Source organism: Paenarthrobacter sp. NPDC089675, assembly GCF_044749185.1.
Taxonomy (GTDB): Bacteria; Actinomycetota; Actinomycetes; order Actinomycetales; family Micrococcaceae; genus Arthrobacter.
Genome location: NZ_JBIVHM010000001.1, coordinates 658,722 through 681,874 on the forward strand (window position 1 = coordinate 658,722; position 23,153 = coordinate 681,874).

General features: G+C 62.8%; 23 protein-coding genes, 4 tRNA genes and 1 other RNA gene. 14 read left to right on the forward strand and 14 right to left on the reverse strand.

The window, feature by feature from the left end; genetic code table 11:
- Positions 1 to 11 precede the first annotated feature (11 nt).
- Positions 12 to 400, forward strand: an RNA gene (rnpB, locus tag ACIPY2_RS03110) — RNase P RNA component class A.
- A 66-nt stretch (positions 401 to 466) separates the two neighbouring features.
- Here rnpB and ACIPY2_RS03115 read toward each other — a convergent pair.
- Complete coding sequence (locus tag ACIPY2_RS03115) at positions 467 to 1,555, reverse strand: polysaccharide deacetylase family protein (RefSeq protein ID WP_400264899.1); 1,089 nt, start codon at positions 1,553 to 1,555, stop codon at positions 467 to 469.
- Positions 1,556 to 1,817: 262 nt separating this feature from the next.
- On the opposite strand from ACIPY2_RS03115, the gene ACIPY2_RS03120 reads away from it, so the two are divergent.
- The 3 genes from ACIPY2_RS03120 to ACIPY2_RS03130 all read left to right on the forward strand — a co-directional run bounded on the left by ACIPY2_RS03120 (position 1,818) and on the right by ACIPY2_RS03130 (position 4,502).
- Entirely contained in the window at positions 1,818 to 3,305 is a 1,488-nt protein-coding gene (locus ACIPY2_RS03120; protein WP_400264900.1) for a glyceraldehyde-3-phosphate dehydrogenase, read from the forward strand.
- 69 nt (positions 3,306 to 3,374) lie between these two features.
- Complete coding sequence (locus tag ACIPY2_RS03125; RefSeq protein WP_400264901.1) at positions 3,375 to 3,584, forward strand: hypothetical protein; 210 nt, start codon at positions 3,375 to 3,377, stop codon at positions 3,582 to 3,584.
- Between the two features lie 117 nt (positions 3,585 to 3,701).
- Positions 3,702 to 4,502 (forward strand): HNH endonuclease family protein, encoded by an 801-nt coding sequence (locus ACIPY2_RS03130; RefSeq protein WP_400264902.1) that lies wholly within the window; start codon positions 3,702 to 3,704, stop codon positions 4,500 to 4,502.
- Here ACIPY2_RS03130 and ACIPY2_RS03135 read toward each other — a convergent pair.
- The 4 genes from ACIPY2_RS03135 to orn form a co-directional block, all read right to left on the reverse strand.
- Positions 4,487 to 5,317, reverse strand: coding sequence for an acyltransferase domain-containing protein (locus tag ACIPY2_RS03135; protein WP_400264903.1), 831 nt, complete (start codon positions 5,315 to 5,317; stop codon positions 4,487 to 4,489). The two genes, ACIPY2_RS03130 and ACIPY2_RS03135, sit on opposite strands and share 16 nt — an antisense overlap.
- Before the next feature lie 2 nt (positions 5,318 to 5,319).
- Entirely contained in the window at positions 5,320 to 5,892 is a 573-nt protein-coding gene (def, locus tag ACIPY2_RS03140; RefSeq protein ID WP_400264904.1) for a peptide deformylase, read from the reverse strand.
- 133 nt (positions 5,893 to 6,025) lie between these two features.
- Positions 6,026 to 6,101: transfer RNA gene (locus ACIPY2_RS03145), tRNA-His, on the reverse strand.
- 130 nt (positions 6,102 to 6,231) lie between these two features.
- A complete protein-coding gene (gene orn, locus ACIPY2_RS03150; protein WP_400264905.1) occupies positions 6,232 to 6,867 on the reverse strand; it encodes an oligoribonuclease in 636 nt (211 codons plus the stop codon).
- 149 nt (positions 6,868 to 7,016) lie between these two features.
- On the opposite strand from orn, the gene mptB reads away from it, so the two are divergent.
- The gene (gene mptB / locus ACIPY2_RS03155; protein ID WP_400264906.1) at positions 7,017 to 8,567 is read left to right on the forward strand and encodes a polyprenol phosphomannose-dependent alpha 1,6 mannosyltransferase MptB; all 1,551 of its coding nucleotides are present in this window, start codon (positions 7,017 to 7,019) and stop codon (positions 8,565 to 8,567) included.
- Here the strand turns inward: mptB and ACIPY2_RS03160 are convergent.
- Positions 8,550 to 9,269: a DNA alkylation repair protein gene (locus tag ACIPY2_RS03160; protein ID WP_400264907.1), complete on the reverse strand. Its 720-nt coding sequence runs from the start codon at positions 9,267 to 9,269 to the stop codon at positions 8,550 to 8,552. The two genes, mptB and ACIPY2_RS03160, sit on opposite strands and share 18 nt — an antisense overlap.
- A 135-nt stretch (positions 9,270 to 9,404) precedes the next feature.
- Positions 9,405 to 10,016 carry a single-stranded DNA-binding protein gene (locus ACIPY2_RS03165; RefSeq protein WP_400264908.1) on the reverse strand — a complete coding sequence of 204 codons (612 nt, stop codon included), beginning with the start codon at positions 10,014 to 10,016 and terminating at the stop codon, positions 9,405 to 9,407.
- Positions 10,017 to 10,231: 215 nt separating this feature from the next.
- On the opposite strand from ACIPY2_RS03165, the gene ACIPY2_RS03170 reads away from it, so the two are divergent.
- A tRNA-Arg gene (locus ACIPY2_RS03170) sits at positions 10,232 to 10,304 on the forward strand.
- 44 nt (positions 10,305 to 10,348) lie between these two features.
- Here ACIPY2_RS03170 and ACIPY2_RS03175 read toward each other — a convergent pair.
- Positions 10,349 to 10,798, reverse strand: a complete 450-nt coding sequence (locus tag ACIPY2_RS03175; RefSeq protein WP_400264909.1) for an SRPBCC domain-containing protein — start codon at positions 10,796 to 10,798, stop codon at positions 10,349 to 10,351.
- Positions 10,799 to 10,843: 45 nt separating this feature from the next.
- On the opposite strand from ACIPY2_RS03175, the gene ACIPY2_RS03180 reads away from it, so the two are divergent.
- Both ACIPY2_RS03180 and ettA read left to right on the forward strand, forming a co-directional pair.
- Positions 10,844 to 11,392, forward strand: a complete 549-nt coding sequence (locus ACIPY2_RS03180) for a DUF6993 domain-containing protein (RefSeq protein WP_400264910.1) — start codon at positions 10,844 to 10,846, stop codon at positions 11,390 to 11,392.
- A 57-nt stretch (positions 11,393 to 11,449) separates the two neighbouring features.
- Positions 11,450 to 13,132: an energy-dependent translational throttle protein EttA gene (gene ettA / locus ACIPY2_RS03185; RefSeq protein WP_400264911.1), complete on the forward strand. Its 1,683-nt coding sequence runs from the start codon at positions 11,450 to 11,452 to the stop codon at positions 13,130 to 13,132.
- A 99-nt stretch (positions 13,133 to 13,231) separates the two neighbouring features.
- Here the strand turns inward: ettA and ACIPY2_RS03190 are convergent, their stop codons facing one another.
- Positions 13,232 to 14,137, reverse strand: a complete 906-nt coding sequence (locus ACIPY2_RS03190; protein ID WP_400264912.1) for an acyl-CoA thioesterase — start codon at positions 14,135 to 14,137, stop codon at positions 13,232 to 13,234.
- Between the two features lie 63 nt (positions 14,138 to 14,200).
- On the opposite strand from ACIPY2_RS03190, the gene ACIPY2_RS03195 reads away from it, so the two are divergent.
- Positions 14,201 to 14,872 carry a hypothetical protein gene (locus ACIPY2_RS03195; RefSeq protein ID WP_400264913.1) on the forward strand — a complete coding sequence of 224 codons (672 nt, stop codon included), beginning with the start codon at positions 14,201 to 14,203 and terminating at the stop codon, positions 14,870 to 14,872.
- A 2-nt stretch (positions 14,873 to 14,874) separates the two neighbouring features.
- Here ACIPY2_RS03195 and ACIPY2_RS03200 read toward each other — a convergent pair whose 3' ends face one another.
- Together ACIPY2_RS03200 and ACIPY2_RS03205 are read right to left on the reverse strand one after the other, a co-directional pair.
- Positions 14,875 to 15,342 (reverse strand): globin, encoded by a 468-nt coding sequence (locus ACIPY2_RS03200; RefSeq protein WP_400265104.1) that lies wholly within the window; start codon positions 15,340 to 15,342, stop codon positions 14,875 to 14,877.
- 1 nt (position 15,343) lies between these two features.
- On the reverse strand, positions 15,344 to 16,042 hold the full coding sequence (locus ACIPY2_RS03205) for a mechanosensitive ion channel family protein (RefSeq protein ID WP_400264914.1): 699 nt from the start codon (positions 16,040 to 16,042) through the stop codon (positions 15,344 to 15,346).
- A gap of 87 nt (positions 16,043 to 16,129) precedes the next feature.
- Here ACIPY2_RS03205 and ACIPY2_RS03210 point away from each other — a divergent pair, with 87 nt between their 5' ends.
- Entirely contained in the window at positions 16,130 to 17,125 is a 996-nt protein-coding gene (locus ACIPY2_RS03210; protein ID WP_400264915.1) for an NAD-dependent epimerase/dehydratase family protein, read from the forward strand.
- On the opposite strand, the gene ACIPY2_RS03215 is transcribed toward ACIPY2_RS03210, so the two are convergent.
- Both ACIPY2_RS03215 and pepN read right to left on the reverse strand, forming a co-directional pair.
- Complete coding sequence (locus ACIPY2_RS03215; protein ID WP_400264916.1) at positions 17,122 to 17,601, reverse strand: OsmC family protein; 480 nt, start codon at positions 17,599 to 17,601, stop codon at positions 17,122 to 17,124. The genes ACIPY2_RS03210 and ACIPY2_RS03215 overlap by 4 nt on opposite strands.
- 51 nt (positions 17,602 to 17,652) lie before the next feature.
- A complete protein-coding gene (gene pepN, locus ACIPY2_RS03220) occupies positions 17,653 to 20,211 on the reverse strand; it encodes an aminopeptidase N (RefSeq protein WP_400264917.1) in 2,559 nt (852 codons plus the stop codon).
- Between the two features lie 134 nt (positions 20,212 to 20,345).
- On the opposite strand from pepN, the gene ACIPY2_RS03225 reads away from it, so the two are divergent.
- The 3 genes from ACIPY2_RS03225 to ACIPY2_RS03235 all read left to right on the forward strand — a co-directional run bounded on the left by ACIPY2_RS03225 (position 20,346) and on the right by ACIPY2_RS03235 (position 22,798).
- Complete coding sequence (locus ACIPY2_RS03225) at positions 20,346 to 21,356, forward strand: hypothetical protein (RefSeq protein ID WP_400264918.1); 1,011 nt, start codon at positions 20,346 to 20,348, stop codon at positions 21,354 to 21,356.
- A gap of 72 nt (positions 21,357 to 21,428) precedes the next feature.
- The gene (locus ACIPY2_RS03230; RefSeq protein WP_400264919.1) at positions 21,429 to 21,911 is read left to right on the forward strand and encodes a ribose-5-phosphate isomerase; all 483 of its coding nucleotides are present in this window, start codon (positions 21,429 to 21,431) and stop codon (positions 21,909 to 21,911) included.
- Positions 21,911 to 22,798 (forward strand): Fpg/Nei family DNA glycosylase, encoded by an 888-nt coding sequence (locus ACIPY2_RS03235; RefSeq protein WP_400264920.1) that lies wholly within the window; start codon positions 21,911 to 21,913, stop codon positions 22,796 to 22,798. The genes ACIPY2_RS03230 and ACIPY2_RS03235 overlap by 1 nt, the downstream gene beginning before the upstream one ends.
- A gap of 59 nt (positions 22,799 to 22,857) precedes the next feature.
- On the opposite strand, the gene ACIPY2_RS03240 is transcribed toward ACIPY2_RS03235, so the two are convergent.
- Positions 22,858 to 22,931: transfer RNA gene (locus tag ACIPY2_RS03240), tRNA-Gly, on the reverse strand.
- 126 nt (positions 22,932 to 23,057) lie between these two features.
- Between ACIPY2_RS03240 and ACIPY2_RS03245 the strand changes: the two genes are divergently transcribed.
- Positions 23,058 to 23,132, forward strand: a tRNA-Pro gene (locus tag ACIPY2_RS03245).
- The last annotated feature ends 21 nt before the right edge of the window (positions 23,133 to 23,153 follow it).

Consider the following 23,153-nt stretch of genomic DNA (forward strand, 5'->3'; position numbering starts at 1 on the left):
TGTAGGGCGGATGGGTTGACCAGGCGGCCGCGCGTCACGGAAGTGGCTCGAGGAACGTCCGGGCTCCGTAGAGCAGGGTGGTGGGTAACGCCCACTCGGGGTAACCCGCAGGCCAGTGCCACAGAGAACAGACCGCCTGCGTTTCCGGTATTTCGCCGGTTCCGGCAGGTAAGGGTGAAACGGTGGTGTAAGAGACCACCAGCTCCCCGGGTGACCGGGGAGGCTAGGTAAACCCCACCCGGAGCAAGGCCAGACAGGACACGTTGGAGGGCTGCTCGCCCGAGTGTCCGGGTAGGCTGCTGGAGGGCGTCGGCAACGGCGTTCGTAGATGGATGGCCGCTACTCCCTTATCGGCAACGATGGGGGATGACAGAACCCGGCGTATCGGTCAACCCATCCACCCAAAAGGGCCGTTTCTCCCGGACTTCAGGCCTTCGAGGTGCCCGGCGTCCATGAGGTGGGTGCTTTAGACGGCCAGGAGCGCCACATCATGGGCAGGCGCGTCGATGGCCACGTCCAGCCGTCTCACATCGACCGCGATGGTGGCCGGATGCCGCAGCGCAAGTAATCCGGACGTCGGGATGACGTGCTTCCGGACGGATTCCCCGATCCTTGAGGTCACTATCGACCCCGGGGTGCCCGTAATGGTCGCCGTTAGCTCCCGCGTGGAACCAGGGATGTTCCGCCGGTATTGCGGGTAGGCAACGGTCTCCTCAAATGGATTGCCCGAGTCCTTGGTCAGGATATTGTCGCGATGGTTGCTCGAAGCGTCTGCAGCCGCGAGTCCGGAAACGGTGAGGACCAGCAACTTGCCCGCATCGCGCTGTTCCGTCAGGTAGTCCAGGGTCGCCTCGAACGTTTCCAGGGACTGCCGGTCCCTTGCGCCGATGTTGTTGGCGTGCCACATCATGACCACACCCATCTTCCAGTCGCGGGCCCGGTCGATCACTGCCGCCGCCTTTTCGGGATCCGTATAGTGGTCCAGGCTGTAGTGGTTCTGCCCATCCCTCAGGACGCCGTCCAGCGGTCTGTAGTAGCTGTCAGGAAGATAGCCCGAAGCAATGGCATGGTGATCCCGGATGGAGCGGCCCGCAAACGTTTCTGTCCAGCACTCTGCCGTTCTGGACGGCATGTGACCGTCGTACCTGATCGCAGCACCCCCGGGCGGAGCAAAGCAATCCACCGGAACGCGCGGGAGGTTGCGGCGCAGGTCCTGGAGCGCCCCGACGATTTCCAGGTGGAGGGCGGTCTCGCCGGACACGTCCCCATGGCTCGCTCCGTGGTTCCACACTTCGCCACCGTGCCGGAGGCAGTAGTCCTGGATGTTTCTCCAGGTGTCCATTTCGTTGGGCACAATGCCAACACGACGGGTGGTGGTGACCCGCGTGAAGGGAAGGGACCGCTGGGCCAGGAGAGGCAGGATCCTGCCGCGGAAGTCCCTCGCTGCGTCGTCGAACCGGAGTGCGACGGCGCCACGGCCGCCGGTACCGATGTGGCCGCCTTTTCGCGCAAGGAGCGCTTGGCGGAGGACGTCGCTGCGCGCGGGAGGGTTCACAGGCAGGAGTCTACGGTACGGCCGTGTGAGTGATTTCACGCCTTCGGGCGGCAAAGACCCGGCATTCCCGCCCTAGAATAGTTACTGAACGTAGATGTTCTGCCGCCGGGTCTGCGTTCGCAGCCGGCGGATTTTCTTTGCTCTCGTTCAAGGCGCCACGGGTGGACCGAAACCCGCAGCGCATGTGCCGCAGGACTACTCCGGGCGGCCGACGCCATCTGCATACGAGGGCGTATGTGGTTGACCCAAGGAAGGTAGTTCTGTGAGCCAGACGTCAGATTCTTGTCTTGATAAGTGGATGGGCCGGGAGGCGCTTGCCGAGGCCATGATTCCGGTGATCGGCCGGTTGTACCGCGAAAACAATGTGGTCACCAGCATCCACGGGCGCAGCCTGATCAACAAGTCCACCATGAACATCCTCAAGGCACACCGTTTTGCCCGGCGGATGAGCAACACCGAGCTCCTGTTGGAAGAAACCGCGCCTTTGCTGAACGCCCTTGCCGAGCTTGAGCTCGGCGCAGCAGCGATCGACATTGCCCGCCTGACCGAAAAGTTCCGGGCTGAAGGCAACGGCGCCTCGCTGGATGAGTTCCTGCGCGCCGAGCTGGACGGGATCGTAGGTAAGCGCGGCGCGGACGACCGCACCAGCACCGACGTCGTGCTTTACGGCTTTGGCCGCATCGGCCGCCTGCTGGCCCGCATCCTGATCGAGAAGGCAGGTGGCGGCCACGGCCTTCGGCTCCGTGCAATTGTGGTCCGCAAGGGTGCCGAGAACGACCTCGTCAAGCGCGCCAGCCTGCTGCGCCGCGACTCCGTCCACGGCTCCTTCGAAGGCACCATCCGAGTGGATGAGGAAGCCAACACCATCACGGCCAACGGTGTTCAGATCCAGGTCATCTACTCGGACAACCCCGCCACGGTGGACTACACGGCCTTTGGCATCAAGGACGCCTTGGTAGTGGACAACACGGGCCGCTGGCGCGACGCCGATGGCCTTGCCCAGCACCTGCAGAGCAAGGGTGTTGCCCGCGTTCTCCTGACCGCTCCCGGCAAGGGCAACCTCAAGAACATCGTGCACGGCATCAACCAAGGCGACATCACCGATGACGACAAGATCGTCACCGCCGCTTCCTGCACCACCAACGCCATCACCCCCGTGTTGAAGGCGATTAACGACAAGTTCGGCATCGTCCACGGCCACGTTGAAACTGTGCACTCGTTCACGAACGACCAGAACCTGATCGACAACTTCCACAAGGGCGACCGCCGCGGCCGCTCCGCCGCCCTGAACATGGTCATCACCGAGACCGGTGCCGCAAAGGCAGTCGCCAAGGCGCTGCCGGAGCTGCAGGGCAAGCTCACCGGCAACGCGATCCGCGTCCCGACGCCGGATGTTTCCATGGCGATCCTCAACCTCAACCTCGCCAACGGCACCACCCGCGAAGAGGTTAACGACTACCTGCGTGAGCTCTCGCTGCACTCCCCGCTCCGCAAGCAGATCGATTACATCGACTCTCCGGACGTTGTTTCCACGGACTTCGTCGGCTCCCGTCGCGCCGGCATCGTGGACGGGCTGGCAACCATCTCCAACGACAAGAACCTGGTTCTCTACGTGTGGTACGACAACGAGTTCGGTTACTCCTGCCAGGTGGTCCGCGTCATGGAAGAGATGGCCGGCGTCAACCCGCCGTCCTTCCCTGCGCGGGACGTCGTGGCCCCCATTGCCGTGCTTGAGGGCGCCAACGCGTAGGCCAAAGCGTTACCCGGGTTTCCCGGCTGGTTACTGGAATCAGCCGGGAAACCTGCCCACAATGGGTTCATGGAAAATGAATCGACATTGGAGCACGAAACCACGCTGGAGCACGCACTCGACGTGGCAAAAGCGAATCACAAGCAAGCCCAGAAGCTCCTTGACCAAGCAGTTGCAGCCAACGCGGCGGGTGACGTCAGCGACGAGCGCGTGGAGCAGTTACGCGGGCTCCTTGCCCTCGCGGCCGAGGACCTCCAACGCGTCATGCGTGAACAGTAGAGGGCTGATTCCTCTGTCACTCGTGTGACCTTTCCTCCACACTGTGGATTCCGGCTTCGTTGTCGGTGGATTGTCCTACGCTCATAGGGCATTGGATGAGCCACCGGACGGAGCCTCTTGAGTACCACTTGGTCTGCCTACAGGCGGGCACGACGCAGATCCCGCCAAGCATGGACGATCCTGGTGCTGGCAGCCGTCACCATAGCCGGGGGATTGACGTGGTTTTTCACCACGGGACAATTCGAAATTTCCGGCCCGGGGACATCAGGACCCAGCGAGGCACCTGTCTTCGACGCTGCGTGGATGAAACCCCTTCCGGGTGCTTTCCCAGTGCGTCCACAGAAAGCTGCCGACGCCCTTGAACTGCTCGAGGTGAAGGGCCGCTCGTCCAACAACGACTATGATCGGACGGCCTTCGGTCAGGCGTGGGCGGATGTGGACCACAATGGTTGTGACACCCGTAACGACATCCTGAGGCGGGACCTGGCGGCCGTGGAATTCACCACAGGCTCGGGTTGCAGGGTCGCTGCAGGTCATTTTCAAGAGCCCTATACAGGCGCCGACGTGGCCTTCCGCCGTGGCCAGGACACAAGTGCCGCAGTCCAGATCGACCACGTCGTGGCCTTGGCCGATGCGTGGCAAAAGGGCGCCAAGGAACTTCCGGCCCAACAACGCCAAATGCTCGCCAACGATCCCCTCAACCTGATCGCGGCCGATGGCCCCCAAAACGTCAAGAAGGGCGCCGGAGATGCCGCAACATGGTTGCCGCCCAACAAGAATTTCCGGTGTCACTACGTAGCGCGGCAGGTCTCCGTGAAAACCGCCTACAAACTATGGGTCACCCAAGCCGAGAAGGACGCGATGAAGCGGGTCCTTGCCACCTGTCCGGACCAGAAGACCATCTATAACGCCAGGTGACCATGCCCGAGTTGCCAGGTGCCGCCCTTGTCGATCCGCTCCAGGACCACGCGCTGAAGCGACGTTTCACGGGGCAACGCTGCCAGGTTGTTCAATCCGCGGTGCCGGAAGGTGAAATAGACGGCATCGGTGGGTGCATCAGTGCAGTAGTCCACTGTGAAACGCCGGGCGAATGAAGCGATATTGCTCTCCGGCAGTTCCGCCAAAAGGTACGGGTCCAGCATCCACGAATCGCACGCAGCTTCGGAGACGGCTTTGTCCGCGAAATGGGCAGCAAAGAATCGCCGTGCCTCATCGAAGCTTGCATCGACTGCAACAGGGGAGAGGCTGCCATCTTCCGGAATGTGGACGCCAAGCACCCAAGCACCCTGCTCCACTGCGTGCTGTTGCGACTGGGCCCTGCGGATCAGGTGGAATTGCAACCGACCCAGCCGGAACAGGTTTCCGGCCATGTGCAGGGTCATCCAGGCCCAGGTGTCCAGTCCGAAACGGCCGTGGACCCTTCTGTTGATGCGGAGCTGCAGCCCAAAGTCGGACAAGGCAGCCCTGGACACCTCCGGACTTATGCCGAGGTCAAGGTGATAGGCATGAACCTGCGGGGCGAAGCGGAGCAGCGCGACAATCCAGTCAGGCTCCGTGAGGCCGGCAGATTCGAGGCTTTCCGGCGGATAGGTGCCGAGCCGGCCGCTTAGCGCGTCCAGTGCCTCGATCACGCCCGGACTGGTACTCGCGGCGAGCAGTTCCGCGCATTCGCTGGCGTCCTCGCCGGTGATGTCCAGCAGTTGGAAAAGCTGCTCATGACGGCCTTGCGTCATGGCTAGTGGCCGAACGGATCAGGGTCCACGCCGGGCATCCAGGTCAGACCCGGAACTCCCCAACCGTTCTTCTTGGCCTGCTTCATGGCTTTCTTCGAGTAACGGTCCACAAGGCGGTTGATGTAGAGCTTGCCGTCCAAATGGTCGTATTCGTGCTGCATCACCCGCGCGAACCAACCCGTCGCCTCGAATTCGACCGGATTCCCGTCCCCGTCAAACCCTTGGACGCGGGCCCACTCAGCACGCTGCAGTGGATAGTGTTCCCCGGGGAAAGACAAACAGCCCTCAACGTGCTCTTCCGGATCGGGGAGTGCCCCGGATACCTTGGACAGCGTCAGAACCGGATTGACCAGGACGCCCCGCTCGGGTGCGCCGTCTTCGTTGGCGTAGTGGTAGACAAAGATCCGCTTGCCGACGCCGACCTGGGGGGCCGCAAGTCCGACACCATTGGCGGCATCGTTTGTTTCGAACATGTCCTCGATCAAGGTCCGGAGTTCGTCGTCGAAAACTTCCACTTCACTGGCCCGTCGGTGCAGGACAGGTTCGCCCCAGATGGTGATCGGCAGGACCGTCATGTCAGTTCTTCCTTGTCAGTGGCTGTTGTCACTGGCGGCCCCCAAGGTGGCCGTCCACGGTGTTAATAAAACAAAGGCCGCACCGGATAACCGATGCGGCCTTTGCTGAAACCGGCCCTTCAGCCAATCTCGGTGGGGTGAGCGACGGGGGTTGAACCCGCGACCTCCTGGACCACAACCAGGCGCTCTGCCAACTGAGCTACGCCCACCATGCGCCTCTGCGTCTGACCGTTTGACCGGCAATCCGTGAAGGCAACGACAAATAGCTTACCTGCTGTTTCAGGGTTCAAAGTCCACTTTTGCCGGTTTCGACGAAAAAACCTTCAAAAATGGCGCAGATCACACTCCCTGGGGTGAGCCCAACGACTCCGCAGAAGCTGTGGTCTCCTTTGAAATCCTCTGCGCCGTAGCTGTATCGGGCCCTGGAGAGGGAACGAACACAGCTTCCCGGTAGTACCGGAGTTCGTCGATGGAGTCTTTGATATCGCCCAGGGCCCGGTGTCCGCCGTGTTTCGCCGGGGACTGGAAGTAGGCGCGGGGGAACCAGCGTCGGGACAGTTCCTTGATGGTGCTGACATCGATCACGCGGTAGTGCAGGTGCTCGATGACGTTGGGCATGTCCCGGGCGAGAAACATACGGTCGGTTCCTACGGAGTTCCCGCCGAGGGGCGCCTTGCGCGGGTCGGGTACCCATTTCTCGATGTACTCGAGGACAAGGGCCTCCGCCTCGGCCATCGTCTTGCCTTGGGGAAGTTCGTCAAGGAGCTTGGAACGGGTATGCATGTCGCGGACGAAGTCGTTCATCTGCTCCAATGCGGCGTCGTCGGGCTTGATGACTACATCCACGCCCTCGCCCAAGATGTTGAGCTCGGAATCAGTCACAAGCGCAGCAACCTCGATGAGGGCGTCGTTGACGAGGTCGAGGCCGGTCATTTCGCAGTCGATCCAAACGATGCGTTCATTAGTAATAGGCACGCGCCCAGCCTATCCGTTCAGCCGCTCCGAAGTGCTCCGATGGTACGCTTTTTGAGCATGGCAGTGTCCTTTTTCCCGCCATGAACCGCCCTCGAAATTCGAAATTCCGTCCCGAGAACATGCCGGGCAAAAGATTGGATGAAGACCACATGACGGTGCCTCTACCCGCCGCCGAGAAGGCAGGGAAAGCAGCGTCCGTGGATGCTGCCGCCGAGGTGGACAACGCACGTTCGCCCCTTATTGCCGGCTTCATCGGGTCGATGTTCCTGGTGATCGGTTCCCTGGGTGTGGGCTGGCTGGCCCCTGTCTCCGAACTGCGCCGGCTTCCGCTGTTTATCTGGATGCGGACCGAAGGGGTCGGGGTGGGGCTCTCGATCGTCCTCATTGCCGTCGGCGGAATGCTGTTGGTCAGGGCCTGGCTGCGGTTGGGCCAGCGCGTGCGGGTGTGGGGGCTTGAAGCGCGGAGGGCGACCCTCCAGGCCGTAGTGGCCTGGGGATTGCCGATGATGTTCACTGTTCCCCTCTTTAGCCGGGACGTCTATGCCTACATTGGCCAAGGCAGGCTGATGGTGGAGGGAATGAATCCCTACGAAAACGGCATATCCGCCCTGCCCAACTATTTCCAGTTGGGTGCGGACAAGATGTGGACCGAGGCGCCGGTTCCCTACGGCCAGCTCTTCCTGTGGATCGAACAATTCGTGGTGTGGGTAACCAACGTCCACCCGGAAGCGTGCATCATGCTGTTCCGGCTTGTTGCGGTGGTGGGCGTAATTCTCTGCATCATCTATGTTCCGAAACTCGCAAAGCTCCATGGGGTGAATCCTCACCGGGCGCTGTGGCTGACGGCCGCGAACCCGCTGTTCCTCACCAACTTCATTGCGAGTGTCCACAACGATTCACTCATGATCGGCCTTGCCCTTGCCGGTTTGTACTATTGCGCGACCCGCAAGGTGGTCCTGGGTATCGTCCTCGTCACCCTCTCGATTTCGGTAAAACCCATCACCGTGGTGTTCCTGCCCTTCATCGGCTTGCTGTGGGCGGGCAAGGGGGCGTCCTGGCCCCGCAACTTCCTTTTCTGGTTCCTGACCGCCGCGCTGACGTTCGGGCTCCTCTACGCCATGAGCCTTGTGAACGGGTTTGGATTCGGCTGGATCAAGGGTCTCTCAGCGCCGGGCAGCGTGTGGATCTGGTATGCACCCGTTGGGTTGATCGGTTTGGTGGTTGCCTCCATTTTCAACGTCTTCGGGTTGGACGGCTGGGGCATGGCCAAGTGGGTTTACGACGCCGGCAAGGTACTTATGCTCGCGGCCGTCGCCTGGCTCGTGTTCCGGGGCGAACATGACCGCCTCATCCGTCGGCTCACCCTTGCCTTTGCGGCCATCGTGATGCTGGCGCCGATGATCCAGTCGTGGTACGTGGTGTGGCTGATCCCGCTGTTCGCCGTGACGGGCATCCGCAACGACTGGCAGGTGAAAGCCGTTTATTTCGTTGTGTCCTTCTTCATGGTCTATGCCATTTCCGACCAGTTGGATGTCTTCCCGTACCTCCAAAGCGAAGACTTGGGCCTTGCCTTGACCCTCGCGCGGAATGCCGCAGCCATTATCGCCCTGCTGTTTGCCGTTTACTTGATTTTCGTTGACCCGAAGACCAAGAGCCTCTTCCGCAAGCGTGATGAACCGGGCCTACGCCCCATCATCTGATCCCTTACCGCCGGGACTCAGTGCGGGTAGGAGGCGAAGCGCCTCCCGCGTGGACAGCGGGCTCAAACCGGCGGCGTTCTCTGCGGCGAAGGCGGCTACCCAGACGGCATCCGTTTTGCTGTACTCGCGCAATGCCCAACCGATGGCTTTACGGATAAAGAACTCTTTGTCGGCAAGGTTCGCTTTGATCACTGCTGCGAGCAGGGCAGTGTCCGTCCGGGCCTTCGCTCCGAGCTGGGCTGTGATGGAAGACCGTCGAATCCACATGTCCGGGTCGGTGGACCATTGAAGAAGCACCGGTGTCATGATTTCCGGGAGAGCCAACAGCAAAGCGCCGATCCTGTGTGCCACACCGTCCACCAGGTCCCACCACGCCCCAGTCCGGATGATCTCCTCGTAGACCGGAAGCATCCCGGGATCAGCCTTGACCATCGGCGCAGCGGTGAGGTCTATGGCCGCATATCGTTCTTCACGGACGGCAGCGTTCCGCCACAGATCCAGGGCATCCCTGCGCAATTGATCGGCCGACCCAGGTGGGAATTGCCTGCAGGCTGCCTTAGCGATTCGCCGCACCTCGGGGACCCGGACTCCGAGGGAGGGCATCGACGACTTCATATAGGCTTGGGCCCCGCGCCCACGCTCGGCATCCGCTGCGGAATGCAATGCAGACCGGACCGCCTCCACGAGTTGGCTGCTGTTCATAAGGCAACTCTAGATCCGTGATCTCCCTTCGTTCCGCTCCATCCGGGGTCCAAGGCCATTCGGGGGTGAGGCCGTTCGGGGTGTGAAGCCCGCCACCGCGAGGGGCATGCCCCGCCTTGGACCCCGTTTGCGGCATCAGGCCGTAGCATCCACCAATTCGCCTGTCTGTGTATTGACGAGAACACCGCCGGGTTGTTCGCCCAACTCTTCAGCATCCGCAGCGCCGTCTTCCGGAGGTGCTTGCCGGTCGTCGGGTGACTCCCAATCCGTGCCATGAGTCTGGCTCCCTGGCCGTCCCGCAACGGGCGGCAATTCTTCACCTGGCACCTCGGTCTCCGGCTCACCGCTGCCATTGGCCGCCGATCCAGCAGCATCTGCCTGCCCGGAGCTTCCATTCATCCTGGTGAAGTTGGCCGAGCCCCACATCAGGTCGTGGCCCACGGACTCGGCGTCCACCTCGGCGACGTGGTAGATCTTACCTTCGTGTTCCCATTGCCTGAGCCGCAGGCGACCCACCACGATCACCCGCTGGCCCTTCTTGATGCTGCACCCGACGTGGCCTGCAAGGTAACGGAATGATTGGATCGTGTACCAGTTGGTATTTCCGTCCACCCAGACATTGTTGGCACGGTCATACCGCCGCTCGGTCGTGCCAAGGCGGAAAGACGCCGTGGAAGTGCCGCGGATTGTGGTGGAACTCTTGACCTCCGAGGCCACGAAGCCGCGGAGAGTGATGATGTCATTCATGGTGGTCCTTCTGGAAGTAGGAAGCTGCCTGTCCGGCTCCTTCAGCTTCGTCCTCCTGCCGCCGGCCGAGCACTCCCCAATGCCGCTATGTGCATAACGTCGTCTTGCCGCCCCTGTTGAGGGAGAGAGGGCCCGGCGCGGGCTGGCAACCCATGCGGTGAATGCACTGTAAACTCTTTGTGGCGCCAGCGGCCACGGCTTGCGTGGTGCGGTATGCCCCAGTAGCTCAGGGGATAGAGCAGCGGCCTTCTAATCCGCCGGTCGGGGGTTCGATTCCCTCCTGGGGCGCAAAACATCCCCCGGAACCCAGTCAGGTTCCGGGGGATCGCTCATTACGCAGAAGATGAATTGCCGGACTCCAGGAACTCCTTGAGGTTCTTCAGTACCAATTGCCACGTAGCGGTTGACTGTTCCACTTCCTCCGAGCTCTTGTTGTTGCCCTGCACGATCGTGACTCTTGTGCCGCCGTCGTCGTCCGCCAGCCTGTATTCCACCGTGTGGTGGTTTTCCGGCACATCCGGCAAGCCCGTCGTGGGACTGTAATGGGTGGTCTTCACCAGGATCATGGGTTCGAACTCCAGGATGGTGCCGCTGTCCCTATAGGCGTGGCCGTTGTATTCGCCTGAGTAGGTGATGGAATCTCCGACCTTCCATGTGGTCTCCACATTGGTGCCAAGGAAGTACTGCTTGATGACGGCGGGATCGGTCAGGGCGTTCCACACTGCGGCACGCGGTGCGGCTACCCTGATGGACGCTTGGGCGTCGGCAAACTTTGCATTCACTGCAGCAGCTCCTGGGCTTTCGGAGGAACCCGTCGAGGGCACGTAATGCCACGCTACGCCGGGGGCATTGCAGATGGAATGGCAGAATGGCTGTGTGATGAGCGGGGGAGCACAGTGATGCGGCAAAAGGGTACGTCCACGCGGCGGGGCAGGCTGCTGCTGTCCTCGCTGTTCATTGCGGCGGCAGTGACATCGTGCGCCCCGGCGCATCCGGCCACCATTCCGGTCGCGTCGCCCGCGGTCGCACCGGCGTCGCCTGCCGTCGCACCCGCGTCGCCTGCCCCCGGGAGAAGCGATCCTGCCGTTGACGCAGCCGCGCAAACCGTGGAAACAACCCTGCGGAACCTCGTTGCCGCAAACTCCAAACCGGATCGGAACGTGGTGAGGTCGGCTCTGGCAGGGGCGGGAATTCCGGAAGCCAACATCGAGGTCTCGGTGAGCCGCACACCCACCGGATTGGACGTCGACGCCATCGAAGCCGCGGCACACGCCGGCAACAGTTGCGTGATGGGACAGATCCGCGACGGCGGTGTGGTGGTCACGGTACTGCCCGTACTGGCGTCCGGAAAATGTTTCGTGGGGGATGCCCGCTAGGGATGGCTGGTCTGACCGAATGTGAGTTCTGCCCGCCTAGCCACTAGATTTAAGGGCATGGCGGAATTCATTTACACGATGACCAAGGCCCGAAAGGCCGTTGGCGACAAACTTATTCTGGACGATGTCAGCATGTCGTTCTTCCCCGGCGCCAAGATCGGCGTCGTGGGCCCGAACGGTGCCGGCAAGTCCACCATCCTGAAGATCATGGCTGGCCTGGACACTCCTTCGAACGGTGAGGCCCGCTTGAGCCCGGGTTACACCGTGGGCATCCTGCTGCAGGAACCGCCGCTGAACGAGGAAAAGACGGTCCTCGGCAACGTTCAGGAGGGCGTCGGCGAGATCTACGGAAAGATCCAGCGCTTCAACGAGATCTCCGAAGAGATGGCCAACCCGGACGCGGATTACGACACCCTCCTCGAGGAGATGGGCAAGCTCCAGGAAGCCATCGACGCTGCCGATGCCTGGGACATCGACTCCCAGTTGGAACAGGCCATGGACGCCCTCCGCTGCCCGCCGGCGGACTCGGACGTGACCGTGCTTTCCGGTGGTGAGCGACGCCGCGTGGCCCTCTGCAAGCTGCTCCTCCAGAAGCCTGACCTCCTGCTGCTTGACGAGCCCACCAACCACCTGGACGCCGAAAGCGTCCTCTGGTTGGAACAGCACCTTTCGAAGTACCCCGGCGCTGTCCTGGCCGTTACCCACGACCGCTACTTCCTTGACCACGTTGCCGAGTGGATCGCCGAGGTCGACCGCGGCCACCTCTACCCCTACGAGGGCAACTACTCCACGTACCTGGAGAAGAAGAAGGCACGCCTTGAGGTGCAGGGCAAGAAGGATGCAAAGCTTGCCAAGCGCCTCACCGAGGAACTTGAGTGGGTCCGGTCCAACGCCAAGGGCCGCCAGACCAAGTCCAAGGCGCGTCTGGCGCGCTACGAAGAGATGGCAGCGGAAGCCGAGCGCACCCGCAAGCTCGACTTCGAGGAAATCCAGATTCCGCCGGGACCCCGCCTGGGTAACCTGGTGATCGAAGCCAAGGACCTCAAGAAGGGCTTCGATGACCGCGTCCTGATCGAGGACCTTTCCTTCTCCTTGCCCCGCAACGGAATCGTCGGCGTCATTGGCCCCAACGGTGTGGGCAAGTCCACCCTGTTCAAGACCATTGTTGGCATGGAACCGCTCGACGGCGGCGACCTCAAGATCGGTGACTCGGTCAAGATCTCCTACGTCGACCAGTCACGTGGTGGGATCGACCCCAACAAGACCCTGTGGGAGGTTGTCTCTGACGGCCTGGACCACATCCAGGTCGGCCAGGTTGAAATGCCTTCCCGTGCCTATGTTTCGGCGTTCGGGTTCAAGGGACCGGACCAGCAGAAGAAGGCCGGTGTCCTCTCGGGTGGTGAGCGTAACCGCCTCAACCTGGCACTGACCCTCAAGCAGGGTGGCAACCTGCTGCTCCTGGACGAACCGACCAACGACCTCGACGTCGAGACCCTGAGCAGCCTCGAAAACGCACTTCTGGACTTCCCCGGCTGTGCTGTTGTGGTCTCCCACGACCGGTGGTTCCTGGACAGGGTTGCCACGCACATCCTCGCTTACGAAGGTGACGAGGAAAACCCCTCCAAGTGGTACTGGTTCGAGGGCAACTTCGAAGCCTACGAGGAAAACAAGGTCGAACGGCTCGGCCCCGACGCCGCCAAGCCGCACCGCGTCACCCACCGCCGCCTGACGCGCGACTAGGCTCCGCGACTCAGCCGGCCCTGCACCAAACAATGATGGCCGCCCCGAACGGGGCGGCCATTGTTGTCCGTCATGCCGGTTTCAGTGCACTCGGTCCGCTCAGGGAACCCGCACCATGCCTTCCTGGGCAACAGTTGCGACATGCTGGCCGTCACGGTTGAAGATACGCCCGGTGGACAATCCCCGGGCTCCTTGGGCGCTGGGGGATTCCTGGACGTAGAGCATCCACTCATCGACCCGGACGGGCCGGTGCCACCACATGGCGTGGTCCAGGCTGGCCACACTCATGCCCGGCGTCATCCATGCCAGTCCGTGCTTGCGCAGGATGGGTTCCAGAAGGGTGTAGTCACTGGCAAAAGCCAAGGCTGCCCGGTGCAGGTTCGGGTCATCCGGAAGGGGGCCTATGGTCTTCATCCAAACGGCGTTCGTTGCCACATGCTCCGTGGGCGGTAACACGTAAAGCGCCGGGTCGATGTGGCGGACGTCGAAGGGCCGCTCCGAGGACATATGCCTGGCCATGGGGTGATCGTACCGGGATAACAGTTCGGCCGTGCTGGGCAGGGATTCCGGATCCGGGATCCCTTCCGGCATCACGGCCTGGTGGTCAAGGCCATCGTCTTCCACCTGGAACGAAGCGATCATTGAGAGGATCGGCACACCATCCTGGTAGGCGTGAACACGACGCGCGGAAAAGGACCTGCCATCACGGAGCCGCTCCACGCCAAAGGTGATCGGTTTGTTCGCGTCGCCCGGCCTGAGGAAGTAACCGTGCATGGAATGCGCCACTCGGTCTTCGTCGACAGTGCGCATTCCGGCCATCATTGACTGCGCCAAAACCTGTCCGCCGAAAACACGGTGGCGGGGCTGCTTCTGCGAGGGGCCAAGAAAAATGTCCTCATTGGTACGGGCGCCATCGAAGTCACCCAGGTCCAGCAGCCCGATCAGCACTTCCATGGGGTCCTCCGCGGGGGCCTCCGCCGCGGGGCCGGCGTTCGTCTCAGTCATGGTTCGACTCTAGACGGCACCCCAACCCCTCTCAAACGCGGACATGCCGGTAGAGTCGATGCTGTGACAGACGTCTTGACCCAGTCCTTCCGCTTCGCCGACCCCCGCGATCTCACCGATCTGCGGACCTACGTCACGCGTGCCAAGAGCATCGAAGACGGCGCCATCCGTTTGCAGGCTGCGGGCCGGGTCCTGGCAGCTTACGTATGCGTACTGAGGCCTCGGATCCTGGGCGAATCCACTCCCACCATCCTGGGTCTGCGCACCATGGCCCTGGGCGAGGATGCGCGGGCGGACGCTACGGTGACGCTCGCGTCCGTGCTGGATCGACTCGCCCGCTCCGGTGCTGATGACGTGGACCTGCCCATCCCGCCGTCGACCGTTTCCGAATCCTGGGCCGGTGTCGGTGCGCCGAGGGGCGGCTGGGAGGCCCAGGGGGCCATCACCGATGTGGTACTGAAGGCCGCCGCCGAGGCCGGAATCGCCGAAGTTGCCCGCGTGATCCCGGCCTCGGCGGGCGCCGCGGTGGTCAACTCGGCGCGTGCGGCCGTATGGAGCCGTGGTTTGCCTGGACGTGAGGAAATTCCTGCAGGGGCAGCTTTCGCAGCCTTCGCCCTCGGTTTCCTTGCCGACGGCGAGCAGCAATTGTTCCGCAACGGTCGCTGGTTCCGGCTTAGCGGACCCCGAGGCCACGTTCTGGTAAGGACAGGGGCCGGACTGGACTTCCGGAACTAGGGTCACATGGCGGAAGGGCTGTTCACCATGGTGAGCGCCGCGCGTTCCATGTAGTCCCACAGCGTCCCTTCGTGCAGGGGCGACAAGCCCAGTGAGTCGACCGCCTCGCGCATGTGGAAGAGCCAGCGGTTCTTCGCTTCCGGCGTCACGCGGAAAGGCATGTGGCGCATGCGCAGGCGGGGGTGCCCGCGTTCCTCGCTGTAGGTTGTGGGGCCGCCCCAGTACTGCTCCAGGAACATCAGGAAGCGCCGTTTGGCCGGTTCCAGGTCTTCTTCCGGGTACATCGGGCGCAGCAGGGGATCGCCGGCGACGCCGTCGTAGAAAACGTCGATCAATTTCACGAACGTCTCATGCCCGCCCACAGCCGCGTAGAAGCTGTCCGTGTAGGCCGGTTGGCTGAAAGGATCGTTCTGCATCAGCTGGCGGCGCTGGCCGGCCTGCGGTGCGGCAGGGTCCTGTCCGGCGGTCATGTCATTCACTGGCCTTCTCCTCGGGCTTCGGTGCGGAGCCGGTGGCAGCTCCGGCAGTCACTTTGGTGCTCTGGTCGTCGTCGTTCGGTTCCGGTGCATCCAGTGGCACGTAGTCGCCCTGGGAGCGGTTGCCCACGCGGAGGATCTCGCCGTTGCGGAGATACCAGATTGCGCCGTCTTCAGCGCGGACACGGGTGATCCGGAGGCCCACCGATTCAACGGTTCCAATGACCTCGCTGGTGACGATGACGTCGCCGATGCCGTACTGGTCTTCGATGGTGATGAAGATGCCGGCCAGGAAGTCCCGGATCAGTTGCTGGGCCCCGAAACCGATTGCGACACCCAGGATGCCGACGCTGGTCAGCAAAGGTGCGACGTCCACATTCATATATTTCAGGACGTAGATGATCACGATGACCACCACAATGACGCTCACCAGACTGGTCAACAACGAACCTATGGTTTGGGCCCGTTGGGAGCGCCGTTCATGGTCCAAGGCACGGATGGCAGGCTGAACCCACTTGAAATGCGGCTTCTTGAAGAACGAACTGCCGGAGGCAACCCTTCGGGTGATGCGCAGGATGATGAAGCGCGCAACGGTCCATACAAGCAGGCCCACGCCCACAGTGATGAGGATCGAGACATAGTCGATCTTTTCCGGCTCGATGCTGAGGGTTTCCATGGGAGGGATGAAGGTCAAGGTGTGCTGGCTCCTTGTCGTCGGCCCGTGTTCGCCTGGCGCGGAACACTCTGTCCACTCTTAACCCTAGCGCCGTAGCGTGGCCGCATGCGCATCCTCGTTTTGGGCGGTACGGCCTTCCTGTCCGCGGCGATAGCCCGGCAGTCGGTGGCCGCAGGGCACGATGTCACCTGCCTGGCACGCGGCACTTCCGTAGCAGCGCCCGACGGCGTCACATGGGTCCGGGCCGACCGCGCGGCAGGCGCCGCGGCCCTTGGGCAGCTCGATGGGCACTGGGACGAGGTGGTGGACGTTTCCCGCGATCCCGTGCAGGCGAAGGCTGCGTTGGAGGTCCTGGGTTCGAGGTCTTCGCATTGGACCTTCGTGTCGAGTTGCTCGGTGTACGCCGACCATTCCGTTCCCGGTGCGGCCGAAGACGCCGCAGTCCTCGAGCCGCTGCCGGAGGGCCGGAGCGGGACGCCTGAAACGTACGGCGAATCGAAGTCCGCGATTGAGCGGATGACACTCGAAATGGTGGGGGAGAAGGCGCACATTGTCCGTGCCGGCTTGATCGGTGGCCCCGGTGATGCATCCGACCGTTACGGGTACTGGCCCGCCAGGTTCGCGGCAAACACGGAACCTGTCCTGGTGCCGGACACGCCCGGCGCCGCAACGCAAGTGATCGACGTCAGGGATCTGGCGGGATGGATCCTCCAGGCCGCGGAACAGAACCTGACGGGGACATTCAATGCCCTGGGAAACGTGGTTCCCTTTGCGGACTACCTGGCGGGTTCGCAACACGTTGCGGGGGCAACAGGCAAACCACTGACCGTACCGGAGCTGTGGCTCGTCGAACAGGGCGTGGGCTACTGGGCCGGTCCGGACTCGCTCCCGCTGTGGCTTCCCCCTGGTCATGAGGGATTCCAGTCCCGGAGCAAAAAGGCAGCCCTCGCTCATGGAATGATCCTCAGGCCCTGGATGGAGACGCTAAGCGACACTCTCGAAGATGAGCGGGCAAGGGGCCTGGCCAGGGAGCGGAAAGCCGGGCTCGGCCGCGATACCGAACGCAGGCTCGTGGCACTTTGGCGGGCAGCGGGTGCCTAGGCCGCTTTCGCCGTCGTCGTTGGCTCGTGCAGTACGGGGAAATTGACGCTCCGGGCAATGAAGCACACCTGGTTTGCTTCATGGTGGAGCTGCCCCATGAGCTCCTCGTGTGCGGGTTCTTCGATGGTGACGTGGGGTTTCAGCGTCACGGATTCGAATTGTCCGCTTCCGTCGCGGTTGAGCTTCATGAGGCCTTCGGCGTTGTCCTCGTACGCGGTGACAACGACGCCATGTTTGACGGCTACGTGGAGGAAGGACAACATATGGCACTGGGACAGCGCGCTGAGCAGCAACTGTTCAGGGTTGTAGCGGGTCCGGTCACCATGGAAGGTCGGGTCTGATGATCCGTGGAGTGTGGGCAGCCCGGGAATCTCAATATCGTGGTCCCGTGAATAGCCCCGGTAGGTGGACGTTCCCTCGCCGAGGTTTCCGGTCCATCTGACGGTCAGAGCGTAGTGGTGTTCGTTGAGGCCCATGCGGACAGTCTAGCCATGGGCGTTCGACTGTCCGCACGGGACAACTGGTGATCAGGCGTCGGCAGCCCGTGCGCGCAGGGCACGCGCAACGGCGTCGCGGTTTTCCAGCATCATGCGCCGCAATGCGGCGCTGTCCTCGGGCAGGGCGGCAAGGAAGGCATCAGTCCGGTCAACAGTTGCCTGCGTGGTGAGCTGCGCCGGGTAGAGGCCAACAACGATCTGCTGTGCCAAGGCATGGGTCCGCTCTTCGACGATACGGGGGACCGCTTCGAAGTAGCGTTCCGCAAAAGGTTCCAGCAGGGCTGTGTCCGGTAGGCGCATGAAGCCGGCTACTGCCGATGCCTGGAGTGCATTGGACAGTTCACCCTTCACCACGATTGCTTCCCAAGCGGCTTCCTTTGCCTCTGCCGTGGGGATGGCTGCCTTGGCCTGGGCAGCGGCGTTTTGGCCGTTTGAGGTGTTGTCGCGTTCGAGTTCCTCGTCGATTCGTTCCTGGCCCTGCCTTCCGCCAACCACCAGGGCGGTCAGCAGTTCCCACCGCATGTCCTGGTCGATCGTCAGCCCTTCCAACGTGCTTGCTCCGTCGAGAAGGGACTGTATGCGGTCCAGTTGCGCTTCGCTGCGGGAGATCTGGGCGTAGGACTTGATGAACTGCAATTGGGCGTCCGAGCCCGGCTCTACCGTGGAAGCCAGTTCCCAGAGCTTGTCTGCCGCTGCGATCGCAGTCTCCTGCTTGTGCTCCGCAGCGACATAGTAAGTCAGGGTCGTGGCGAGTTGCCGCAACTGGACCAGGATGACGGAGGAATCCGATTCGTGGGCGATGTTTGCCAGGATCAGGTCCGCATAACCACGGGCCGGCGTTTCGCCGTCCCGGGCGGCGTCCCAGGCCGAGCCCCAAACCAGCGTCCGCGGAAGGCTCGCGGCGAAGTCCTTCAAGTGCGCCTTGGCCGTGGCGAGGGACTGCGGGTCAAGCCGGACCTTGGCGTAGGCGAGATCGTCATCGTTGAGCAGGATGAGATCGGGCCTCGGGTACCCCGCCAAGGCGGGCACCTGAGTCCTGGGGCCATCGACATCGAGTTCCTCACGGTGGACGCGTTCCAGCTTGCCGTCTTTGAGGTCGTAGAAACCAACGGCCAGGCGGTGCGGACGCAGTGTCGGCTGCTCTTCGACGGCTGTCTGGATAATGGCGAAGTCCTTGATGGCTCCGTCGGCATCCACCGCGAGTTCCGGGGCCAAGGTGTTCACGCCCGCCGTCTCGAGCCACAACTTGCCCCACTGGTCCAGATCGCGTCCGCTGGCCGCTTCGAGTTCCACCATGAGGTCGGACAGTTCCGTGTTGGACCAGGCATGTTTTGAAAAGTAGGACCGCACCCCGGCCATGAATTCTTCGGGTCCCACCCAAGCCACCAGCTGGCGCAGCACGGAGGCGCCCTTGGCGTAGGTGATTCCGTCGAAGTTCACCTCGACGTCCTGCAGGCTGTTGATCTCCGCGAAAATCGGGTGCGTGGTGGGCAGCTGGTCCTGGCGGTATGCCCAGGACTTTTCCACGGAAGCGAAGGTGGTCCAGGCGCTGTCGAAGGCGGTGTTTTCCACGGCTGCGAGGTGGGACATGTATTCAGCGAACGACTCATTGAGCCAAAGGTCGTTCCACCACCGCATGGTCACGAGGTCGCCGAACCACATGTGCGCCAATTCGTGAAGCACGGTGATGGCCCGGCGCTCAACCTGCGCGCCGGTGACTTTGCCGCGGAACACGTAGCCCTCCAGGATGGTCACGGCTCCGGCGTTCTCCATGGCTCCGGCATTGAATTCCGGCACGAACAGTTGATCGTACTTTTCGAATGGGTAGGGGCAGCCGAACTGCGCTTCGAAGAACTCAAAGCCCTGCCGGGTCAATTCGAAAATGTTGTCCGCGTCCAGGTATTGCATGAGGGATTTCCTGGCGAAGACCCCCAGGGGGATGACCCTCCCGTCGGCGCTCGAAACCTCGGAGCGGACCGACTGGTACGGGCCCGCGATCAGGGCGGTGACGTAGGAGGACAGCCGGGGAGTCGCTGCGAACCTCCACACGGAACGTGCAGAGCCATCCGGGCCCGCCTCAACCGGTTCAGGGGTGGGGGTGGGCGAATTGGACACTACGTCCCAGTGTGAGGGGGCCGTGACGGTGAAGGTGAAGCTGGCCTTGAGGTCCGGCTGTTCGAAGACCGCGAACATGCGGCGGGAGTCCGGCACCTCGAACTGCGTATAGAGGTAGACCTCTCCGTCCACGGGATCGACGAACCTGTGAAGCCCCTCGCCGGTGTTCATGTACGGGGCATCGGCCACCACCGTCAGTTCGTTGTCGGCGGCGAGACCGGGAAGTTGGATCCGCACGCCATCGGAAAGCTCGTCGGGGTCCAGTTCCGTGCCGTTCAGCGTAATGCTGTGGACGGTTTCGGTGATGGCATCGATGAAGGTCGAGGCACCAGGCTGGGCGGAGAACCGGACCACGGTGGTGGAACCAAAAACGGTTGGCCCCTTGGTCAAATCCAAGGTGACATCGTACGACTCGACGGTGAGGATTTCCGCACGCTGCGCTGCTTCTGAGCGCGTCAGGTTAAGGCCTGGCAAGTGTGCCTCCAAGAAGATTGGGATGGCCGGCCGGGTCGGTGCCCGGTCGCTGGTGTGAAGCCATTCTTTCACTCTGTGTCCGGTTGGCAAGGACGTACTCCTGCAGTGTCGCTGCTTCGGAGTAGCTTTGGATCATGGGATCGTTCCGCGACACTCTCGACACCCGGGCTCTTCGGTTTGCGCTCGCCTTTCCGCTGCTGCTGGCGGCGGGGTTCGCCGTGTGCGCCCAGATGTTGCGCAACACCCTTCCGGACCCCGTAGCGGTCATGTGGAATGCCGACGGCGGAACCTCCTTTGCGCCCTTCGGCGCCTACGTGGCAGGCAGCGCCGTGCTGATAACGCTGCTTGGCTGGATCGCATTCCTCCAGGCCGTGCCGATCTCCAGGCCCGTCATCATGCGCCGGGTCATGATGGGGCTGGGACTGATGTTGAGCCTTTTTATCACCACCGTCGCTGCTGCCGGGCTGGTGGGGCAGTCAGGGATCGGCGAGGCACGGCTGTCACACGTGGATCCGATCGTGCTGGCCATGGGCAGCGGAGCCGCGTTGTCGCTGGGAGTCGTGATGATGTTTGCGTTCAAGCCGGATCCGCGCTGGACGCCCGAGGATGACCAGGCCCTCGAGGCCGAGCGGCGGCTTGCAGCCGATCCGGACCTCGCCCGGGACACCCTCCGGATGTGGGTGCATGCCCGGAGCTCCGTCTTCATCATGATCATCGTTTCGGCGCTCTTTCCGGCGGCCCTCATCGCCGTGGTGGTTCCGTGGCTGGGTGCCTTGGTGGCGGCAGCGGCACTGGTTGCCGCCGGTTTCCTTTTTGCCCGTGTCCGCGCGGACAGGGGCGGTCTCCAGGTGTTCGCCGGGGGACTGGTCCCGGTGCTGAGCGTTCCCGCCGTCGATATCGCCGCAGCGTCTCCCGCCAACGTCAAGGCAGCAGACTACGGCGGCTGGGGATGGCGGCACCATGAGGACGCTACGGCGATGCTGGTCAGCAGCGGCCCCGCCGTCGTCGTCCGTCGACTCAACGGGCGCCGCGTGGCACTAAGCGCCGGATCAGCCGCGGCCGCCGACACCTTGGCCGGTATCCTCAACCGCGCGGCCGAGCGGGCCCGCCAGGACGGGCAGTCCCAACAATCGGGACCACGGTAATCTGGTAGCGCATCCCACACGCCACGGCCCGGCCAGCTCTATGCCGCCGCGCCAACGAAGAACGGACTATCAGTGACAACTCCCCGCGTCCATATCGCAACGGACCACGCCGGCATGGAGCTCAGCGCCCACTTGGTCAGCCACCTCACCGCCAAGGGATACGAAGTTGTGGACCACGGCCCCAAGGAATACGACGCACTGGATGACTACCCCTCGTTCTGCATCAACGCAGGCGTGGCCGTCGTCGCGGACCAGAAGGCCGGTGTCCATGCCCTGGGGATCGTGCTGGGGGGTTCCGGCAACGGCGAGCAAATCGCTGCCAACAAGGTCAAGGGCGTGCGTGCTGCCCTGGCGTGGAACCTCTCCACGGCAAAGCTGGCACGGGAACACAACGACGCCAACGTCATTGCCGTGGGCGGCCGCCAGCACAGCGTCGAAGAAGCCACCGAACTCATCGAGGCCTTCCTGCAGGAACCGTTCAGCAACGACGAACGCCATGTGCGCCGCATCGGCAAGATCGCGGTCTACGAAACCACCGGCGAGATCGTCGAGTAGTGCCTGAAGGCCATTCCATCCACAGGCTGGCCCGCCAGTTCCAGGACGTGTTCGCCGGGCGCCGCCTGAAGGTCAGCAGTCCACAGGGGCGGTTCAGCGAGGGCGCTGCGCGCTTGGACGGTCACCTTCTGATGGAGGCGGTGGCGCACGGCAAGCAATTACTGCTGAAGTTCGACCACGACCTCTTCCTGCATGTGCATTTGGGGCTGTACGGTGCCTGGAGCTTCGGCGGAGACAAGACCTTTGCCGGAGCTTCAAGCATCGGGGCGCCCCGCAGGATCGGGGAAAGGGAATCCGGTTCTTCAGAAGCAGAACCGGAGTACAACGGGCCACCGGAGCCTGTGGGCGCGGTCCGGGTCAGGCTTGTGTCCGACCATGGCTGGGCAGATCTCCGCGGTGCCACGACCTGCGCCGCCATTACGTTGGATGAAGCAGCTGCCGTCCTCGGGAGGCTGGGCCCCGATCCCTTGCGGAACCGGCCCGGCGACCGTGAAGAGTTCATCCGCCGGCTGCGGAAGCGGAAAACCGCCGTCGCGCTCCTCATGATGGATCAAACGGTGCTGGCCGGAGTGGGAAACATCTACCGGGCGGAAGTCCTCTTCCGGCAGGCTGTGGACCCCTGGACGCCCGGAAGCGCCTTGGACGCCGAAACGGCAGGCCGCTTGTGGGACGATGCCGTGGCAACGATGTCGGACGGTGTCCGGGACGGCAAAATCGTTACCACCCCGCCTGCCCTTTGGACTTCCGGGGCGGGAAAGGCGTCCGACGCCGAGGCCCACTTTGTCTATAAGCGGCAGGGTTTGCCCTGCCGTGCCTGCGGAACGGAGGTGGGCATGGCCGAGATCGGGGCGCGAAAGCTCTATTGGTGTCCGGGCTGCCAAGTGTGAACTGAACGCCGGAAGTACGAAAAAAGGGCCCCGATCCGTGTGGATCGGGGCCCTTCCCATGGAGGGGACGACGGGAATCGAACCCGCGTAATCAGTTTGGAAGACTGAGGCTTTACCATTAAGCTACGTCCCCGAAAGGATCTCCTGTTCAGGACATCTTCCCGGTGGCTGTTCAAGCCGGGTACAACTAAACCTAATTCCGGCGGCGGTGTCAAATGTGCATTCCTGGCCCGCTTGCCCGTAGACTGTCCTGTGCGTTCGGGGTGTAGCTCAGCTTGGCTAGAGCGCCTGCTTTGGGAGCAGGAAGTCGCAGGTTCAAATCCTGTCACCCCGACTCTGTGTTTTGTGCCCGCTT

Excerpts from the sequence above, each read along its gene's own strand:
- ACIPY2_RS03125 (WP_400264901.1), top strand. The coding sequence starts at position 3,375 with ATGGAAAATGAATCGACATTGGAGCACGAAACCACGCTGGAGCACGCA.
- ACIPY2_RS03135 (WP_400264903.1), bottom strand. The coding sequence starts at position 5,317 with ATGACGCAAGGCCGTCATGAGCAGCTTTTCCAACTGCTGGACATCACC.
- def (WP_400264904.1), bottom strand. The coding sequence starts at position 5,892 with ATGACGGTCCTGCCGATCACCATCTGGGGCGAACCTGTCCTGCACCGA.
- mptB (WP_400264906.1), top strand. The coding sequence starts at position 7,017 with ATGACGGTGCCTCTACCCGCCGCCGAGAAGGCAGGGAAAGCAGCGTCC.
- ACIPY2_RS03160 (WP_400264907.1), bottom strand. The coding sequence starts at position 9,269 with ATGAACAGCAGCCAACTCGTGGAGGCGGTCCGGTCTGCATTGCATTCC.
- ACIPY2_RS03165 (WP_400264908.1), bottom strand. The coding sequence starts at position 10,016 with ATGAATGACATCATCACTCTCCGCGGCTTCGTGGCCTCGGAGGTCAAG.
- ACIPY2_RS03180 (WP_400264910.1), top strand. The coding sequence starts at position 10,844 with ATGCCACGCTACGCCGGGGGCATTGCAGATGGAATGGCAGAATGGCTG.
- ettA (WP_400264911.1), top strand. The coding sequence starts at position 11,450 with ATGGCGGAATTCATTTACACGATGACCAAGGCCCGAAAGGCCGTTGGC.
- ACIPY2_RS03190 (WP_400264912.1), bottom strand. The coding sequence starts at position 14,137 with ATGACTGAGACGAACGCCGGCCCCGCGGCGGAGGCCCCCGCGGAGGAC.
- ACIPY2_RS03200 (WP_400265104.1), bottom strand. The coding sequence starts at position 15,342 with ATGACCGCCGGACAGGACCCTGCCGCACCGCAGGCCGGCCAGCGCCGC.
- ACIPY2_RS03210 (WP_400264915.1), top strand. The coding sequence starts at position 16,130 with ATGCGCATCCTCGTTTTGGGCGGTACGGCCTTCCTGTCCGCGGCGATA.
- ACIPY2_RS03215 (WP_400264916.1), bottom strand. The coding sequence starts at position 17,601 with ATGGGCCTCAACGAACACCACTACGCTCTGACCGTCAGATGGACCGGA.
- ACIPY2_RS03225 (WP_400264918.1), top strand. The coding sequence starts at position 20,346 with ATGGGATCGTTCCGCGACACTCTCGACACCCGGGCTCTTCGGTTTGCG.